Raw genomic sequence first — 15582 nt, 5'->3', positions numbered from 1 at the left:
CCGCGACGGCCCTTACTGCGGGTCGGTATACGGGATGTGGGCCGGGTCGGGATGCGTCAGCAGGCCCGACCGGGCGATGCCGCCCAGCCACGCGGCGCTCGGCTTCGGCGTGCGCTCGAATGTCTCCGCATCCCAGCCGATGAGACCGAAGGTGGGCTTGTAGCTGCCCCACTCGTAGTTGTCGAGCGCCGACCAGTGCAGGTATCCCTGGACGTCGACGCCATCGGCCATCGCGTCGTGCAGTCCGAGCAGCGCGTCGTGGGTGTAGTCGATACGGCGGGCGTCGTCCGCGGTGGCGATGCCGTTCTCCGTCACCAGCACCGGGGCCCCACCGGTCAGGTCCCAGGCGTGCCGGGCGGCGATCCCGAGCGCGGGAGGGAAGTACTCCCAGCCCGTGAGCGTCGTCTCAACACCCTCGCGCACGGGGACCGCGCCGTCCTTCCCGATGAACGTGCGCAGGTACGCCTGCACGCCGACGAAGTCGTCGCCGCGGGCGGCCTCGAGGAACAGGTCCTCGCGCGGGTGGCGGAAGGCGAGCATCTCCGCCTCGCAGCCCGGCTCGGCGTGGTACGCCTGGCCCGCGATCGCCCAGCCGGTCGCGGCCCCCGGCAGCTGGGTGAGGATCTCGCGCGACCGGCGGTGGGCGGCGACGAGCGCCTCGCTGACCGCGTCGTCCGGTGCGGGCAGGCCGATGGCGGCGAGGTCGCCCTCGTGCTTCCCGTGCATCATCGAGAGGATGTTCGGCTCGTTGATCGTGACGATCCGGCGCACGTCCCTCAGGATGGGCAGCACCGTCTCCACGTACCGGGCGAACCGGTCGACCGCGTCCCGGCCGTGCCAGCCGCCGCTCTCGGCGAACCAGCGCGGGCTGGTGAAGTGGTGGATGGTCACAACAGGCTCGAGCCCGGCGTCGATCGTGGTCTGGATCATCCGGCGGTAGTGCTGCAGCATCGCCCGCGAGACAAGGCCCTCCTCCGGCTCGATGCGCGCCCACTCGATGCTGAACCGGTAGGCGTTGAGCCCGGCGGCCGCCAGCAGCGCGATGTCCTCCGGGTAGCGGTGGAAGCTGTCCGCTGCGTCCCCGCTCGGCTCGGCGACGCCCGACCCCGGCGTGTGCTCGCGCACCCACCAGTCGGTGTTGATGTTGCTGCCCTCGATCTGGTGCGCGGCGGTCGACGCGCCCCAGAGGAAGCCGTCGGGGAACTGGCGGGGAGCCGTAGTCATGCGATGTCTCTTTCGGTTGTCACTTGATGCCGGTGCCGACGACGCTCTGCGTGAAGTAGCGCTGCAGAGCGAGGAACAGGACGACGACCGGCGCGATCACGAGCGTGGATCCGGCGAGCAGAAGCCCGTACTGTGTGGCGTTCTGCCCGACCGAGAACAGCGAGAGCGCGATCGGCAGGGTGTAGGTGCTCTGGCCTTGGGCGGCGACGAGCGGCCAGAGGAAGTTGTTCCACGAGGTGAGGAACGTGAGGATGGCGAGGGTCGCCAGCGGTGCGCCGCAGAGCGGCATCACGATGCGCAGGAAGATGCGCGCCTCCCCCGCCCCGTCCAGCCGGGCGGCCTCGATCAGCGAGTCCGGGATCCCGGCGATGAACTGGCGCATCAGGAACACGCCGATCGGCGACGCCAGGAAGGGCAGGAACAGCGAGGCGTACGTGTTGAGCAGGCCCAGCTTGCTCACCGTCACGAACATCGGGATGAACGTCACGACGGCCGGCACCATCAGCGTGATGAGCACGAGCGTGAACACGACGTTCTTGCCTCGGAAGCGCATCTTCGCCAGCGCGTAGCCCGCCATCGAGCAGAACACGAGGTTGCCGAGCACCGTCACCACGGCGACGACGAGCGTGTTCGTGAAGTACTGCCCGATGTTCAGCGGCCCGAACCACTGGGCGTAGTTGTCGAAGGTGAAGTGCTTCGGGAACCACGAGGTCGGGTCGCCGAGGATGTCGCCCTGCGTCTTGAACGAGCTGAGGAACATCCAGACCAGCGGCAGCAGCGTCACGACGAGCGCGACGACCAGCACGAGGTAGGTGATGGCGCGCGAGACGTCGAAGCCGCGTGTGCGGCGTCGCGTCGCCTGACGGGTGTCGGGCTGCGTCCGGTTCAGTGTGGTGGTCGTCATGTCAGTCCTGGGATCGCAGGGTCCGGAACTGGATGACGCTGACGAGCGCGATGACGATGAAGAGCAGGTAGCTCGCCGCCGACGCCAGGCCGTACTGTCCGAATCCGAACTGCTTGTAGATGAAGTAGGTGATCGAGAGGGTGGAGTCCAGCGGTCCGCCGCCGGTCATCACGAACGCCTCCTCGAAGAACTGGAGGTAGCCGACGCTGATCAGCACGCTGCCCAGCAGGATGGTCGGGCGCAGGATCGGCAGGGTGATCGCGGTGAAGCGCTTCCAGGCGCCGGCGCCGTCCATCATCCCGGCCTCCTGCACCTCGGCGGGCACGGCCTGGAGGCCGGCCAGGAAGATGATCATCAGCGTTCCGACGTTGCGCCAGGCGGCCATCACGATGATCGCGGGCATCGCCCACGTCGTCGAGTTCAGCCAGTCGGGACCGTGGATGCCGACCAGCGCCAGCACGCCGTTCAGGGGGCCGTCGTCCTGCAGGATGAAGCGCCAGCCGGTCGAGATCGCGACGATGCTGCAGACCACCGGCACGTAGAAGCCGACCCGGAACACGGCCCGGAACCGGCGGATGCCGTTGTTCAGCGCGACCGCGAGGGCGAGCGCCACGATCATCGTCAGCGGGATGCCCACCAGCACGAAGTAGGCCGTGTTGCCCAGCGAGTGCAGGAACTGCGCGTTGCCGAACAGCGAGATGTACTGGTCCAGCCCGACGAAGTTGACCCCGAACGGGCTCTGCACGTCGGTCGCCTTGAAGTCGGTGAACGACATCGCGAACGAGGACACCAGCGGCACGAGCGTGAAGACGCCGAAGATGATCAGGAACGGCGCGACGAAGATCCAGGGAGCCCAGGCCGACTGTCCGAGGCCGACCCGCCGCGACCGTCCCCGGCCGGGCCGCGCGGTGCGCGACCCGGCAGGGGCGAGAGTCGAGGAAGTCATTTCCCGGTGCCCACCCCGTCGGCGGCGCTCTGCAGCGCCTTCATCGCCTCGGCCGGGCTGGAGCCGCCGCGGACCATCTTCTCGAGCTGCGAGTCGGCGTCGGAGGAGACCTGGGTCCAGCCGGTGTTGGCCGGCGGGGACTTCGTGTCGCCGAGCTGGTCGCGGAAGACCTGCAGCAGCGGGTCGCTCTTCAGCTCGCCCTTGTCCCAGGCGCTGTCGACAGAGGGCAGGTCGCCCGTGAGCTTCCAGAACTGCGCCTGGACGTCCGGCTTGGAGAGGTACTGGACGAGCTTCCATGCGCCGTCGGCGTTCGACGCCTTCTTGAAGACGGCGAGGTCGGAGCCGCCGACGAACGACGTGGAGGACTTCTCCTTCGGGAAGCGCATCACGCCGATCTTGTCCTTGAACGCGTCGCCGCCGCCCGCCTGGGCGAGCTGGCTGATCTCGGCGGGCGCGTTGATGAGCATGGGCACCGAGCCGTTGGCGAAGTTCGCCTCGTTCGCGCCGACCGCCGTGTCCGCGCTCTTGTTGGAGATGCCGTCGGTGAAGTAGCTGTTGATGTACTCCATCGCCTTCACGTTCGCGGAGGTGTCGAACGTCCACTTCGTGCCGTCGGCGTTGGTGAGCTCGCCGCCGTTCGACCACAGGAACGGCAGGATCAGCTGAAAGTCGTCCGCGACCGCGCCGGTCGGAAGCGACATCCCGAACTTCGCGCCCGCCTTCTCCTGCATCGCCTTCGCCATGGCCTTGAGTCCGTCCCAGGTGGTGGGCGGGGTGGAGTAGCCGGCCTTCTCGGCGAGGTCCTTGCGGTAGTAGATCGCGCGGGTGTCGACGTACCACGGCACGCCCGCGTTCACGCCGTCGACCTTCGCCGCGTTGACGGCGGAGTCGTACATGCCGGAGGTGTCGACCGCGTCCGGGACGGTCTGGAACGCGTCCGCGAAGTCGGCCATCCAGGTCGTGCCCATCTGGGCGAGATCGGGGGTCGAGCCGCCGGCGATGGCCGTCTGGTACTTCTGGTGGGCCGAGGCCCACGGGATGGCCGTGATCTCGACCTTGGCGTCCGGGTTCTCCTTCTCGAAGCCCTTGACGATCTCCGGCAGGAACTGCGCCTCCGCGCCCTGCGCCCACACCTTGATCGTGCCTTTGGCCTTGCCGGACGAGATCGTGGCGGCCGAACCGCCCGCGTCCGAGCCATTGCTCCTGCCGCAGCCGGCGAGCACCAGCACGGTGGTCAGTGCGGCAGCTGCAGCGACGACCGCTCGCTTCCTCAACATCTTTGTCTCCCTCGGGACGTTCTCTTCTCCGACCGCCGGGGGTTGCCGGCCGGTTTGTCCCGGGTCAGTGTATGCGCGTACATTTTTAGATTGCAAGTCGGTCGAGCGTTTCTGTTTCGGCTCGGGATGCAGCAGGATAGCCACGCGCGCAGGGCGGCCGGAGCCCCTCTGCGCACACGAAGGAGACCGCATGGGTGACACCCCGACCGTGTACGACGTCGCAGCGCGCGTCGGCGTCTCGACGGCCACGATCTCCCGGTTCTTCCGCAACCCTGCCGTGGTGAAACCGGCCACCAGGGAGCTCATCGAGCGCGCCGTCGACGAACTCGGCTACACGCCGAGCGGGCTCGCCCGCGGCCTCGCCGAGAAGCACACCGGCGTCATCGGCCTGTACTCGTTCAGCGGCCACGAGCCGGACGAACTCGAGACGATCGACGCCGCCTCCGCCGACCTCGTGCGCACCGTGCGCGAGGAGGATTCCTCCCCCCGGCTCTACCCGCTGTTCGCGGACGAGGTGCTCCGCGGCGTCGAGCTGGAGTGCACCCTCCGCGGCATCCCGCTGGCCCTCGGCTGGCAGCAGGCGGACGCGAGCGGCGTCGCGATCGACGAGGTGGCACGACGTGTGGACGGGCTGATCGTGCTCCCCCACGTCATGTCCGACCAGGCGCTTCGCCGGCTCGGACGCACCAAGCCGATCGTGATGGTCAGCCACGAGCCCGCCCCGAGCACCGGCTTCAGCTCGGTGACGGTGAACAACCGGGCGGGGATGGCGGCCCTGACCGCGCACCTCGTCGAGACGCACGGCGTCGAGGAGTTCTGGTTCGCCGGACCGGCCGACGACTACGACCGCAGCAACCGCTACGCCGGGTTCCGGGAGGCGCTCACCGCGCGCGGCATCCCCGCCCCCGAGCCGCTGGCCCTCGGGGCGGGCGGCCGGATGGAGACGAAGAAGCTGTTCGCGCCGCTCGTCGCCGCCGGCCCGCTGCCCGGGGCGATCGTCTGCAGCTCCGACCAGACCGCCCTCGGCCTGCTCGAAGCGCTCGCGGCCGCCGGCGTCTCCGTGCCCGGCGACGTCATCGTCACCGGCTTCGACGGGATCGACGCCGGGCGCAGCGTCCGCCCGTCGCTCACCACGGTGCGCCAGCCGATGGATGCGCTCGGCCGGATCGCGGTCGAGCTCCTGGCCGACCGCATCGCCGACCCCGACACCGCACCCGAGAGCAGGATGCTCCCCGTGGAGCTCGTCCTCCGCCGCAGCTGCGGCTGCTGACCTTCCCGAGGGGCACGTTGTTGTCGCTTTTCGGGCAAGAAAGCGACAACCACGTGCCCTTCGGCGCGCGAAGGGCGGGGATGCGCGCGGGTTATGCGCGAGGGTCAGGGCGGAGGCCGTCGAGGCAGACGCCGACGACGCGCTCCAGCTGCCCCGACTGCGGGTAGTCGGCGAGGCCGATGCCGCTGAGCATCCGGAGGATGTCGTCGGCGGTCACATCCGTGCGCGCCTCGCCCGCCGCCTGCGCCGCGGCGAGGAGCGGTTCCGCTGTCCCGTAGATGCGCCGCCGCGCCGCGTAGACGATCTCCGTGTCGTGCGCCATCTCCTCCGCGAACGCGCGCTTGCCGATGATGAAGTCGACGAACCGGCGCAGCCAGGCGTCGAGCGCCTCACCCGGCGACCCGGCCCCCTCCCCCGCGCCGGGCGCGAGCAACTGGTCGACCTGACCCGAGTAGACGGCCTCGAACAGCGCGCCACGGGTCGGGAACCGCCGGTACAGCGTCGCGCTCCCCACACCCGCGCGCCGTGCCACCTCCTCCAGCGAGGCCGACGCCCCCGCCTCGGCGAACACCGCGGTCGCGGCCTCAACGATGCGCTCGTGATTGCGCCGGGCGTCGGCGCGGAGCGGGCGATCGGACATTTTCTGCCTCCCTCAGGAATAAGTGGGGGAATCCCCCCGTTTCGACTTTCGTAAGCGGGGGGCACCCCCCACTAATCCTAAGGAGCTACCGATGTCTTCCACAACGCCGACGCCGAGATGGCGCCGCACCGTCGTGCTGGCGCTCATCATGGGCGCGCAGCTGATGATGGTCCTCGACACCTCGATCGTCACGACGGCCCTCCCCCATCTGGTCGCCGAACTCGGCTTCTCCCCCACCTCGCTGTCGTGGGTGCAGAACGCCTACGTCCTCACCTTCGGCGGCCTGCTGCTGCTCGGCGCGCGCATCGGCGACCTCGCCGGGCGCCGTCGCGTCTTCGTGATCGCCGTCGCGGTCTTCGCGCTCGCGTCCCTGCTCGCCGGACTCGCCGTCAACGTGCCGACGCTGCTCGCCGCCCGCATCCTGCAGGGCGCCGCCTCGGCTTTCGCCATCCCGTCCACGCTCGCCCTCCTGGTCGGCGCCTACCCGGAGCCGGAACAGCGCAGCCGTGCCATCGCGATCTACAGCGCGGTGATCGGCGCGGGCGCGAGCGTCGGCATCATCGTCGGCGGCGTCTTCACCGACCTGCTCTCCTGGCGCTGGGGACTCCTCATCAACGTGCCGATCGGCCTGATCGTCGTGCTGCTCTCCCCGCGCTTCCTCACCGAGACCGCCCGCCGGCGCGGCAGCTTCGACCTGGCGGGCGCCCTGGCGATCACCGTCGGCATGACCGCCCTGGTCTGGGGCCTGATCGAGTCGAGCACCGCGGGCTGGACGTCGCCGATCGTCCTCGGTCTCCTCGCACTCGCGGCGGTGCTGGTCGCGGCCTTCGTGCTCATCGAGCGCCGAAGCGCCGAGCCGATCGTCCCACTCGGTCTGTTCGCGAACGCGACCCGGTCGGGCGCGTACATCGCCCGCGTCCTCATCGTCGGCGCGATGTTCTCGACGTTCTACTTCCTCAGCCAGTACCTGCAGGACGTCCTGCACTTCAGCGCGCTGCTCGCGGGCCTCAGCTTCATCCCACTGACCGGCATGTTCTTCGCGACGGTGTACGTGGTCCGCCCGCTGGTGCGATGGATGGGCCAGGAGCGGCTGCTCGTCGCCTCGCTGATCCTCGCCCTCGTGGGGATGGGCTGGCTCTCGACGGTCGGCGCAGGCACGGCGTTCCTGCCCTGGATCCTGCTGCCCCTGCTCGTCCTCGGCGTCGGTCAGGGCATCGCGATCATCCTGCTCACCCAGCTCGGGATGGCCGACGTGCCCGCGGAGCAGGCCGGCGCGGGCTCCGGACTGGTGAACACGGCACACCAGCTCGGCGGATCGGTCGGTCTCGCCATCCTGGCCGGCGTGTTCGTCGCGGCCGGCGGGGACCGGGCCGGGATCGCGGCGCAGGTCACCGGGTTCCAGAGCGTGTTCCACGTCGCGGCGGGCTTCTACGCGCTCGCCATCCTCGTCGGCGTCGTCATGCTCGTCGCCGCCCGCAGGTCGCGCGGCGGCGCGACGACGGCACCGGCCGCGACGGCACCCGCCGCGCCTGCCGCCGACCCCCGACTCGCCGAATCAAAATAACTTGTTTGACAGGTTATGCATTCGTATGCCAGGCTCATAACCGTTCTAACCAGTTATGAAAGGAAAGACATCATGGAACTGAAGCTCGAAATCGCCGTCATCCCCGTCGCGGACGTCGACCGCGCCAAGGACTTCTACGAGCGCGCCGGCTTCCGCCTGGACGCCGACTTCTCGACGGACAAGGGCCTGCGGGTCGTGCAGGTGACCCCTCCCGGATCGGAGGCGTCCGTCATCTTCGGCGAGAAGCTCACCAGCGCGGTCCCCGGCTCGTCGCAGGGCCTCCACCTCGTCACCGGCGACCTCGCCGGCGCCCGGGCGGAGCTGCTGGAGCGCGGCGTCGAGGTCAGCGAGATCTGGCACGACGCGGACGGCATCTTCCACTACGAGGGCGACGTGAACCGGGTCCCCGGACCGCACCCCGCCACCGACAGCTACGGCAGCTACGCCTCGTTCTCGGACCCGGATGGCAACGGCTGGACCATCCAGCAGGTCGTCAACCGCGCCCCGGGCCGCTGATGGGCGCGCACACCGAGGTCCGCGAGGTGGACCTGGTCGTCATCGGCGCCGGCCCGGTCGGCGAGAACGTCGCCGACAGGGCGATGCAGGGCGGCCTCGAGACCGTGATCGTGGAACGCGAACTGGTCGGCGGCGAGTGCTCCTACTGGGCCTGCGAACCGTCCAAGGCGCTCCTCCGCCCGGTCCACGCCGTCGAGCTCGCCCGCGCGACTCCCGGACTGTCGGAGCGGATCACGGGCGAGCTGGATGTGGAGGCGGTGCTGCGCAGGCGGGACGAGTCCACCAGCGGTTGGTCCGACGAGGACCAGGTGCGCTGGCTCGACCAGGCCGGGATCGCCCTGCTGCGCGGTCACGGCCGGCTGAGCGGCGAGCGCCGGGTCACCGTGACCCTCGCCGACGGCGGCACCGTCGAGCTGCGCGCCCGGCACGCGGTCGCGATCACGACCGGCTCCAGCGCGCGGATCCCCGGCATCCCGGGGCTCGCGGAGTCCGAGCCGTGGACGAACCGCGAGGCGACTGCGGTGCAGGAGCTGCCCGCACGGCTCGCCATCATCGGCGGCGGCGTGGTCGCCACCGAGATGGCGACCGCCTATCAGGCGCTCGGCTCGCAGGTCACGCTGATCGCCCGCGGCGGACTGCTCGGCGGGCTGGAGGAGTTCGCGGGCGAGGCCGTCGCGGAGGCCCTCCGCGGCGCCGGGGCGACCGTGCTCACCCGCACCGCCACCGAGGCGGTCGAGCGCGACGGCGGCGAGTACCGGATCCGGACGAGCGCCGGCACGGTGACCGCCGACCGGCTGCTGGTCGCGACCGGACGCGCGCCGGCCACCGGCGACGTCGGGCTGGAGACCGTGGGGCTGACGCCCGGCGCGTGGCTCCCGACCGACGACACCCTCCTCGTCGACGGCACCGACTGGCTCTACGCCGTCGGCGACGTGAACGGACGGGCCCTCCTCACCCACCAGGGCAAGTACCAGGCCCGTGCCGCCGGGGACGCGATCGCCGCCCGTGCCGCGGGTCGAGCCCTCGACGACGGGCCGTGGGGCGCCCACGTCGCCACCGCCGACCATGGCGCGGTGCCGCAGGTCGTGTTCACCTCCCCGGAGATCGCGTCCGTCGGCATCACCGCGGACGCCGCGCGTGCGGCGGGGCGCACCGTGCGCGTCGTCGACTACGACCTCGGACTGGTCGCCGGCGCCGCCCTCTCGCGCACCGGCTACCGCGGCCGGGCACGGCTGATCGTCGACCCCGACCGCGAGGTCGTCGTCGGCGCGACCTTCGTCGGCCCCGACGTCGCCGAGCTCGTCCAGACCGCGACGACGGCCATCGTCGGCGAGGTCCCGCTGAGCCGGCTGTGGCACGCCGTTCCGGCCTTCCCCACCGTCTCGGAGATCTGGCTGCGGCTCCTGGAGAGCTACGGCCGCGCATCCAGCAACACCGACCGAACAGGAGCAGCATCATGAGAATCGTCGACCGCATCTTCGGGCGGAACCTGGATCTGCCCGACACCCCCCTCGAGCCCGGCGTCACCCGGGCGGACGCGGAGGCCGTGGCCCGCTACGAGCGGCTGCTGGCATCGTCCTCCCCGAAGACGATCGAGCGGGTGCACGTCGAGGCGTTCGAGAAGCTGACGCCCGCGCAGCTCGACCTGCTCTTCGATCGCTTCACGGCGGAGGCGGCCACTCCCGCCGAGAAGCCGGCCGACGCCCGCCCGAAGAGCCTCGCGAAGGCGGCGGCCCGCTCCGAGAAGCGTCGCCCGGGAGCGATCCGGCGGGCGCTCGGCGACACCGACGACCCGGTGATGAAGACGATCGTCGGCTACACCATCTTCGACACGGTCGCGGACATCGCCCTCACCTCGGCCCTCTGGGCGAGCTTCGACGGCGGCCTCGGCTTCGACGGCTGGATCGACGGCGGCGACTGGTGGTGAGGCGGTTGCTAGCCTTCAACGGACACCAGCAGTGAGGACCGCCCATGACCACGTCTGCCCACGAGGAGCACCTGCGCCGCGCCATCCAGCTCGCCGCCGACGCGCGGGCGCACGGCAACCACCCCTTCGGCGCCGTGCTCGTGGGCCCGGACGGCAGGGTCGTCCTGGAGGCGGAGAACACGGTCACGAGCGGGAACGACGTCACCAACCACGCGGAGACCAACCTGGTCCGGATGGCCTCCCGCAGCATCCCTGCCGACGAGCTCCGGCAGCACACCCTCGTCACCTCGTGCGAGCCGTGCGCGATGTGCGCGGGCGCCATCTACTGGTCCGGGATCGGCGCGGTGGTCTACGGGCTGCCGGAGTCGGGCCTGCGCGCGGTGGCGGGCGACCACCCGGACACCCCGACGCTCGCCCACCCGTGCCGTCTGGTCTTCGCGGACGGCAACAGGGAGGTCACGGTCATCGGCCCGCTCCTGGAGGAGGAGGCCGCCGTGCCGCACGAGGGGTTCTGGGTCGGCTGACGCCGACGGTCGCCGCTTCTGCGGTAGCCCGTAACCCCTGCCCGCCCGCGCGCCGCCGCAGTGGTTACGCGGCGCCGCACTCACGGAATTCGGCGCTATTCGTCAACACCCCCTGGACCGTAGGGTCGTCCCCGTGGCAGCGATGAGGCCGCGCGGAAGGGAGAGTCATCATGGCTACCGTGCTCTACATGTCCGTCTCGCTGGACGGATTCGTCTCCACCCCGGACGACTTCCTCGGCGGCTCCGACGGCAACCGTCTGCACGATTGGTACGCGCCCGGAGGAGACGAGGCGGCGCTCACGGGCGACGCGAAGGCCCTCGCCGACGAGCTCGACGAGATCGGCGCGGTCGTGACCGGCCGCAGGACGGCCGAGCTGATGGACCACTGGGGCGGCGACGTGCACAACGGCGTCCCGATCTTTGTCCCCAGCCACCGGCCACCCGGCCCGGCCGCCCGCTGGGGCTACCCCAACGTCACGTACGTCCTCGACGGGATCCGCAGCGCAATCGCGCAGGCCGCGGCCGCCGCCGGCGACCGGAACGTCTATGTTCAGGGCGGCTACACCGCGAGAAAGGCAATCGAGGAGGGCGTGCTGGACGAGATCCAGGTGCACCTCATCCCGGTCCTCCTCGGGGATGGACACCGGCTGTTCGACACCCTCCCCGCCGAGGTTGAACTGGAGGTCCTCCGTGTGATCGACACGCCGCACGCCACCCACATCCGCTACCGCGTCCTCCGGTGAGCCCGCTAAGACCCGTGCGCCGTCGCCGGAGCCGTCGCGCTCGCGACGGGACGGGCGGGCTCATCCCGGCTCCCGGCGACGCGGGCGCTCGACCCGCGTTCCACGAGCGTCGGCTCCAGCGGTGCCGGTGATCGTCCCGTGCCCGGGCCGTCCAGCACCTCCAGGATCACGGTGAGCGCGGCCTCACCGAGAGCGCCGAAGTCCTGACGCACCGTCGTCAGGCCCGGGCGCAGGAACTGCGCTTCCGGGACGTCGTCGAAGCCGACGACGCTGACATCGCGCAGCACGTCGTAGCCACGTTCGGCGAGGGCGCCGATGAAACCCACCGCCATCGCGTCGTTGGCGATGAACGCGGCGGTGAAGGGTTCGGCGACCGGGAACGTGCGGCCGAACTCGTATCCGCTCGCCGCCGTCCAGTCTCCGACACCGTGCGGGCGCGCGTCTGTGTGGCCGAGGTCGATCAGGTGGCGCCGCCGCCCTAGGGTGGTGGGCATGAGCACAGCCGAGCCTCGAACCGCAGCTCCAGCACCCGCTCCCGCGTCCACGCCCACGCCCACGCCCACGCCCACCGGGACGATCGCCCTGATCGGCCCCGGAGCGATCGGGACCACCGTCGCGGCGGCCCTGCACGAGGCCGGCCGGCCCGTCCGGCTCTACGGGCGGACCGCTCGCGATCGCCTCGTTCTGCGCCGCGGCGATAGCGACACCGTCGTCCCCGGTCCGGTCGCCACCGACCCGACGACGGTCGGCGAGCCTGCCGAGCTCGTCTTCCTCGCGGTGAAGACGACCCAGCTGGCTGCCACGTCCTCGTGGCTGAACGCGCTTGTGGGCCCGCAGACCGTGGTCTGCGTCCTGCAGAACGGCGTCGAGCAGCTCGCGGCGCTGGAGCCGATCATGCCAGGGGCGCGGATCGTCCCCTCGGTGGTGTGGTTCCCCGCCGAGACGCAGCCAGACGGCTCTGTCCTGCTGCGCGGCGACGCGCGTCTCACGCTGCCGGACGATCCGGCGTCGGCGGTCGTGCGTCAGGCACTGCACGGCAGCTGGTGCGAGGTGGAGCTGTCCGCCGATTTCGCGTCCGTGGCCTGGCGCAAGCTGCTCCAGAACGCGGTCGCCGGGCTCATGGTGCTGACCGGCCGCCGGGCGGGGATGTTCCGCCGGGACGACATCGCGGCACTCGCGCTGGACTACCTGCGCGAGTGCCTCGCCGTCGCCCGCGCCGAGGGAGCGGCGTTGGACGACGACGTCCCGGCCGAGCTGCTGGCCCGGTTCCGGTCGTTCCCCGAAGACCTCGGCACGTCGATCCTCGCCGACCGGGAGGCCGGCCGGCCGCTCGAGTGGGACGCGCGCAACGGCGTGGTGCGACGCCTCGGACGGAAGCACGGCATCCCGACGCCGATCAGCGACGTGATCGTCCCCCTGCTCGCCGCGTCGAGCGACGGCGCCGACGCGGGCTAGATTCCACCCGCTCCTGACCCCATCTCGGCTGGGGCCTCGCGGACGGATCAGAGCACCCGGCTGAGCGCTTCGGTCATCGCCCGGAACCCGGGCGGCTCTGGAGCGAGCGGGGCTCCGTCGGCGGTCGCGCGCGTCCCATTCACGACGATGTCCGCGTAGCGGCGCCACAACTCGGGATCGTCCGCGCGTGTCGCGAGCGCGATTGTACTCACCATCGCGGCAAGGGCGATGGTGTCCTGGCGGGTGAAGCCGGGACGGAGCTCTCCGGCCGCGACCGCGTCGGCGATGAGGCGGTCGGCGGTGGAACCGAGCCGGTCGCTCAGTTCCGGTGGGAAGCGGTCGTAGCGACCGGGGGCGAACAGCACCGTGGCGAGGCTGCGGTCGGCGGCATGCAGCCCGATCATGCCGACGAGGTACGCGCGGAAGGCCTCGCCCGGGTCCGCCAGCTCGGCGGCCTCGTCGACCACCCGCATGATGGCGTCGATCCGGTCCTCGAAGAGGGCGTCCATCAGCGCCTGCTTGTCGGGGAACTTGCGGTAGATGGTGCCGATCCCGACCTTCGCGGCCGTCGCGACGTCACCGAGCGTCGCCGCCGGCCCGCGCTCCGCGAACACCCGGGTCGCGGCGTCGAGGATACGCCGGCGGTTGCGTTCCGCGTCCGCTCGCGGTCGCCTGCCGGACGGGGCTGGGGTGCTCACGCTGCCATCCTACCCGAATAAACGGATCCGGAGCTTCCGATTCCGTTTAATGCTACGGTGGGCACCAGCGACGCTCACCCGGAGCGTCGCCTGTCCCCTGGGAATGAGATCATCCCCTGCTCGTCGTCGTCGGATACGGTCCCGGAAACGGTCACGCCATCGCCCGCGAATTCGGAGGGAGGGGCTGGTCGGTCGCGGTGATCGGCCGCAACGCCGACCGGCTGGACGCCGGCGTCGCCGAGCTCGGCGCCGCCGGCATCGCCGCGCGGCCGTTCGTGGGCGACGCGAGCGACCCGGCATCCCTCAGCAGCACGTTGGAACGCATCCGCACCGAACTCGGCGCCGTGACCGCGCTCGCGCTTACCGCCTACCGGAGCGTCGCCGTGAACGACGTCCTCGACAGCGACCCGGCGCAGGTCGCGCACGTGTTCGACATCGGGGTCGCCGGGCTGCTCACCGCCGTCCAGGCAGTACGCGACGACCTCCGCGCGGCGGGCACCGGCTCGGTCCTCGTCGTCAACGGCGCCCTCGGTCTGCAGGACGACGCCATCGACGCGTACGCCGTCTCGTTCGGCGGCGACGGCGTCGCGCTGGAGTGCTCAGCCAAGACAAAGCTCGTCGGGCTGCTCGCCGCTCGCCTGCGCGAGGAGGGCGTCTACGTCGGCGAGATCGTCATCAACGGCTCGGTGAAGGGCTCCCCCTACGCGGGTCCGACGGCGATCGACCCTGCCGACATCGCCCACCGGCTCTGGACGATGGCCGAGGAGCGGACCGACGTCCACGTCCATATCACGGAACAGCGGCCCTGACGCGGCGACGGAAGGGAGACCGGGAGCGGGCGCCACGAACCCGCTCTTGACGCGTTCACCGTCGCTTGTATAGTTAGGTATATGCCTAACTATCACGACCAGCTCGACGGCGTGCTCCGCGCGCTCGCCGACCCGACGCGTCGCGCGGTCGTCGAGCGACTGGCGAAGGCGCCTGCGGTCGTGTCGGAGCTGGCGGAGCCGTTCGCCATGGCGCTCCCGTCGTTCCTGCAGCACCTCCGGGTGCTCGAGGACGCGGGCGTCATCACCTCCGAGAAGCACGGGAGGGTGCGCACCGTCACTCTCCGGCCGGGAGCCCTCGACGTGCTCCACCTGTGGCTCGGGGAGCAGCGCACGCCAGCGGAGCACCAGGCCGACCGGCTCGGCATCCACCTGATCCGCACCACCGAGAAGGAGCACTGACATGACCCGCGTCCGCATGGACCTCTTCGCCTCGCTCGACGGCTACACGCCCGACCCCGCCGATGCGACGCCCGACGAACCGATGGGCCCGGACTGGGGGCGCCTGACGGCCGCATACACCGCCACCCGCACCTTCCGCGCCAGGATCTTCGGGGACACCACCGGTGCCGGCACGACGGGAGTGGACGAGCGCTACGCCGCCGCGTTCTTCGAGGGCGTCGGCGCCGAGATCATGGGGGCCGGGATGTTCGGCCTGCACAGCTTCCCCGACGACCCGGACTGGAAGGGCTGGTGGGGCGAGCGGCCGCCGTTCGGCACCCCGGTCTACGTGCTCACGCACAGCGCGCCGCGGCCCTCCGTCGAGATGGCCGGCGGCACGACGTTCCACTTCCGCGACGCGAGCCCCGAGGACGTGCTCGCCGAGGCGACCCGGGCCGCCGGCGGCCGGGACGTGCGCATCGGCGGTGGATACGGCACCGCCAGCGCCTTCCTCCGAGCCGGACTCGTCGACGACCTGCATCTGATGGTGGCGCCGATCTTCCTCGGCCGGGGACACCGCCTGTTCGACGACCTCGCCGGCTTCGACGCCGACTACACCGTGACCAGCGAGGTCGCCGAGAGCGGCGAGCTCCACATCACCCTCACCCGCTGAGAAAGGAACGAAT

General features: G+C 70.9%; 18 protein-coding genes. 11 read left to right on the top strand and 7 right to left on the bottom strand.

Annotated elements, in window-relative coordinates:
* Positions 1 to 12 precede the first annotated feature (12 nt).
* Genes AAME72_RS10295 through AAME72_RS10280 form a run of 4 tightly spaced genes read right to left on the bottom strand, consistent with a single transcriptional unit; the run spans position 13 to position 4351 of the window.
* Entirely contained in the window at positions 13 to 1224 is a 1212-nt protein-coding gene (locus AAME72_RS10295; RefSeq protein WP_348786469.1) for a family 1 glycosylhydrolase, read from the bottom strand.
* Between the two features lie 19 nt (positions 1225 to 1243).
* On the bottom strand, positions 1244 to 2128 hold the full coding sequence (locus tag AAME72_RS10290) for a carbohydrate ABC transporter permease (RefSeq protein ID WP_348786468.1): 885 nt from the start codon (positions 2126 to 2128) through the stop codon (positions 1244 to 1246).
* Between the two features lies 1 nt (position 2129).
* Entirely contained in the window at positions 2130 to 3074 is a 945-nt protein-coding gene (locus tag AAME72_RS10285) for a sugar ABC transporter permease (protein WP_348786467.1), read from the bottom strand.
* A complete protein-coding gene (locus AAME72_RS10280) occupies positions 3071 to 4351 on the bottom strand; it encodes a sugar ABC transporter substrate-binding protein (RefSeq protein WP_348786466.1) in 1281 nt (426 codons plus the stop codon). Before AAME72_RS10280 ends, AAME72_RS10285 begins: the two co-directional genes overlap by 4 nt.
* 190 nt (positions 4352 to 4541) lie before the next feature.
* Here AAME72_RS10280 and AAME72_RS10275 point away from each other — a divergent pair, with 190 nt between their 5' ends.
* Positions 4542 to 5621 (top strand): LacI family DNA-binding transcriptional regulator, encoded by a 1080-nt coding sequence (locus AAME72_RS10275; protein ID WP_348786465.1) that lies wholly within the window; start codon positions 4542 to 4544, stop codon positions 5619 to 5621.
* A 91-nt stretch (positions 5622 to 5712) separates the two neighbouring features.
* Here AAME72_RS10275 and AAME72_RS10270 read toward each other — a convergent pair whose 3' ends face one another.
* Positions 5713 to 6261 (bottom strand): helix-turn-helix domain-containing protein, encoded by a 549-nt coding sequence (locus tag AAME72_RS10270; protein ID WP_348786464.1) that lies wholly within the window; start codon positions 6259 to 6261, stop codon positions 5713 to 5715.
* 91 nt (positions 6262 to 6352) lie between these two features.
* Between AAME72_RS10270 and AAME72_RS10265 the strand changes: the two genes are divergently transcribed.
* The 6 genes from AAME72_RS10265 (at position 6353) to AAME72_RS10240 (ending at position 11535) form a co-directional block, all read left to right on the top strand.
* The gene (locus tag AAME72_RS10265) at positions 6353 to 7825 is read left to right on the top strand and encodes an MFS transporter (protein ID WP_348786463.1); all 1473 of its coding nucleotides are present in this window, start codon (positions 6353 to 6355) and stop codon (positions 7823 to 7825) included.
* Positions 7826 to 7897: 72 nt separating this feature from the next.
* Positions 7898 to 8341, top strand: a complete 444-nt coding sequence (locus AAME72_RS10260) for a VOC family protein (protein ID WP_348786462.1) — start codon at positions 7898 to 7900, stop codon at positions 8339 to 8341.
* Positions 8341 to 9801: an NAD(P)/FAD-dependent oxidoreductase gene (locus tag AAME72_RS10255; protein ID WP_348786461.1), complete on the top strand. Its 1461-nt coding sequence runs from the start codon at positions 8341 to 8343 to the stop codon at positions 9799 to 9801. The genes AAME72_RS10260 and AAME72_RS10255 overlap by 1 nt, the downstream gene beginning before the upstream one ends.
* Positions 9798 to 10268, top strand: coding sequence for a hypothetical protein (locus AAME72_RS10250; protein ID WP_348786460.1), 471 nt, complete (start codon positions 9798 to 9800; stop codon positions 10266 to 10268). Before AAME72_RS10255 ends, AAME72_RS10250 begins: the two co-directional genes overlap by 4 nt.
* Positions 10269 to 10312: 44 nt before the next feature.
* Positions 10313 to 10792, top strand: a complete 480-nt coding sequence (locus AAME72_RS10245; protein WP_348786459.1) for a nucleoside deaminase — start codon at positions 10313 to 10315, stop codon at positions 10790 to 10792.
* A gap of 170 nt (positions 10793 to 10962) precedes the next feature.
* Positions 10963 to 11535: a dihydrofolate reductase family protein gene (locus AAME72_RS10240; protein WP_348786458.1), complete on the top strand. Its 573-nt coding sequence runs from the start codon at positions 10963 to 10965 to the stop codon at positions 11533 to 11535.
* A 5-nt stretch (positions 11536 to 11540) separates the two neighbouring features.
* Here AAME72_RS10240 and AAME72_RS10235 read toward each other — a convergent pair whose 3' ends face one another.
* On the bottom strand, positions 11541 to 12029 hold the full coding sequence (locus AAME72_RS10235) for a substrate-binding domain-containing protein (RefSeq protein WP_348786457.1): 489 nt from the start codon (positions 12027 to 12029) through the stop codon (positions 11541 to 11543).
* Here AAME72_RS10235 and AAME72_RS10230 point away from each other — a divergent pair.
* Positions 12028 to 12990, top strand: a complete 963-nt coding sequence (locus tag AAME72_RS10230; RefSeq protein ID WP_348786456.1) for an oxidoreductase — start codon at positions 12028 to 12030, stop codon at positions 12988 to 12990. The genes AAME72_RS10235 and AAME72_RS10230 overlap by 2 nt on opposite strands.
* 47 nt (positions 12991 to 13037) lie before the next feature.
* Here the strand turns inward: AAME72_RS10230 and AAME72_RS10225 are convergent, their stop codons facing one another.
* Complete coding sequence (locus AAME72_RS10225) at positions 13038 to 13688, bottom strand: TetR/AcrR family transcriptional regulator (protein ID WP_348786455.1); 651 nt, start codon at positions 13686 to 13688, stop codon at positions 13038 to 13040.
* A gap of 116 nt (positions 13689 to 13804) precedes the next feature.
* On the opposite strand from AAME72_RS10225, the gene AAME72_RS10220 reads away from it, so the two are divergent.
* The 3 genes from AAME72_RS10220 (at position 13805) to AAME72_RS10210 (ending at position 15569) form a co-directional block, all read left to right on the top strand.
* Positions 13805 to 14497: an SDR family NAD(P)-dependent oxidoreductase gene (locus AAME72_RS10220; RefSeq protein WP_348790115.1), complete on the top strand. Its 693-nt coding sequence runs from the start codon at positions 13805 to 13807 to the stop codon at positions 14495 to 14497.
* Positions 14498 to 14578: 81 nt separating this feature from the next.
* Complete coding sequence (locus AAME72_RS10215) at positions 14579 to 14917, top strand: metalloregulator ArsR/SmtB family transcription factor (protein ID WP_348786454.1); 339 nt, start codon at positions 14579 to 14581, stop codon at positions 14915 to 14917.
* Between the two features lies 1 nt (position 14918).
* Entirely contained in the window at positions 14919 to 15569 is a 651-nt protein-coding gene (locus AAME72_RS10210) for a dihydrofolate reductase family protein (protein ID WP_348786453.1), read from the top strand.
* Positions 15570 to 15582: the final 13 nt, after the last annotated feature.

The organism is Leifsonia sp. NPDC080035 (genome assembly GCF_040050925.1).
GTDB lineage: Bacteria > Actinomycetota > Actinomycetes > Actinomycetales > Microbacteriaceae > Leifsonia.
Note: the sequence above shows the minus strand (reverse complement) of the source record. Positions and strands in the feature narration are given on the sequence as shown.

Bases quoted from the DNA above. Each gene is read 5' to 3' on its own strand.
- AAME72_RS10240 (WP_348786458.1), top strand. From the start codon at position 10,963: ATGGCTACCGTGCTCTACATGTCCGTCTCGCTGGACGGATTCGTCTCC.
- AAME72_RS10265 (WP_348786463.1), top strand. From the start codon at position 6,353: ATGTCTTCCACAACGCCGACGCCGAGATGGCGCCGCACCGTCGTGCTG.
- AAME72_RS10215 (WP_348786454.1), top strand. From the start codon at position 14,579: ATGCCTAACTATCACGACCAGCTCGACGGCGTGCTCCGCGCGCTCGCC.
- AAME72_RS10255 (WP_348786461.1), top strand. From the start codon at position 8,341: ATGGGCGCGCACACCGAGGTCCGCGAGGTGGACCTGGTCGTCATCGGC.
- AAME72_RS10275 (WP_348786465.1), top strand. From the start codon at position 4,542: ATGGGTGACACCCCGACCGTGTACGACGTCGCAGCGCGCGTCGGCGTC.
- AAME72_RS10235 (WP_348786457.1), bottom strand. From the start codon at position 12,029: ATGCCCACCACCCTAGGGCGGCGGCGCCACCTGATCGACCTCGGCCAC.
- AAME72_RS10295 (WP_348786469.1), bottom strand. From the start codon at position 1,224: ATGACTACGGCTCCCCGCCAGTTCCCCGACGGCTTCCTCTGGGGCGCG.
- AAME72_RS10245 (WP_348786459.1), top strand. From the start codon at position 10,313: ATGACCACGTCTGCCCACGAGGAGCACCTGCGCCGCGCCATCCAGCTC.
- AAME72_RS10280 (WP_348786466.1), bottom strand. From the start codon at position 4,351: ATGTTGAGGAAGCGAGCGGTCGTCGCTGCAGCTGCCGCACTGACCACC.
- AAME72_RS10230 (WP_348786456.1), top strand. From the start codon at position 12,028: ATGAGCACAGCCGAGCCTCGAACCGCAGCTCCAGCACCCGCTCCCGCG.
- AAME72_RS10250 (WP_348786460.1), top strand. From the start codon at position 9,798: ATGAGAATCGTCGACCGCATCTTCGGGCGGAACCTGGATCTGCCCGAC.
- AAME72_RS10285 (WP_348786467.1), bottom strand. From the start codon at position 3,074: ATGACTTCCTCGACTCTCGCCCCTGCCGGGTCGCGCACCGCGCGGCCC.
- AAME72_RS10210 (WP_348786453.1), top strand. From the start codon at position 14,919: ATGACCCGCGTCCGCATGGACCTCTTCGCCTCGCTCGACGGCTACACG.
- AAME72_RS10260 (WP_348786462.1), top strand. From the start codon at position 7,898: ATGGAACTGAAGCTCGAAATCGCCGTCATCCCCGTCGCGGACGTCGAC.
- AAME72_RS10290 (WP_348786468.1), bottom strand. From the start codon at position 2,128: ATGACGACCACCACACTGAACCGGACGCAGCCCGACACCCGTCAGGCG.
- AAME72_RS10270 (WP_348786464.1), bottom strand. From the start codon at position 6,261: ATGTCCGATCGCCCGCTCCGCGCCGACGCCCGGCGCAATCACGAGCGC.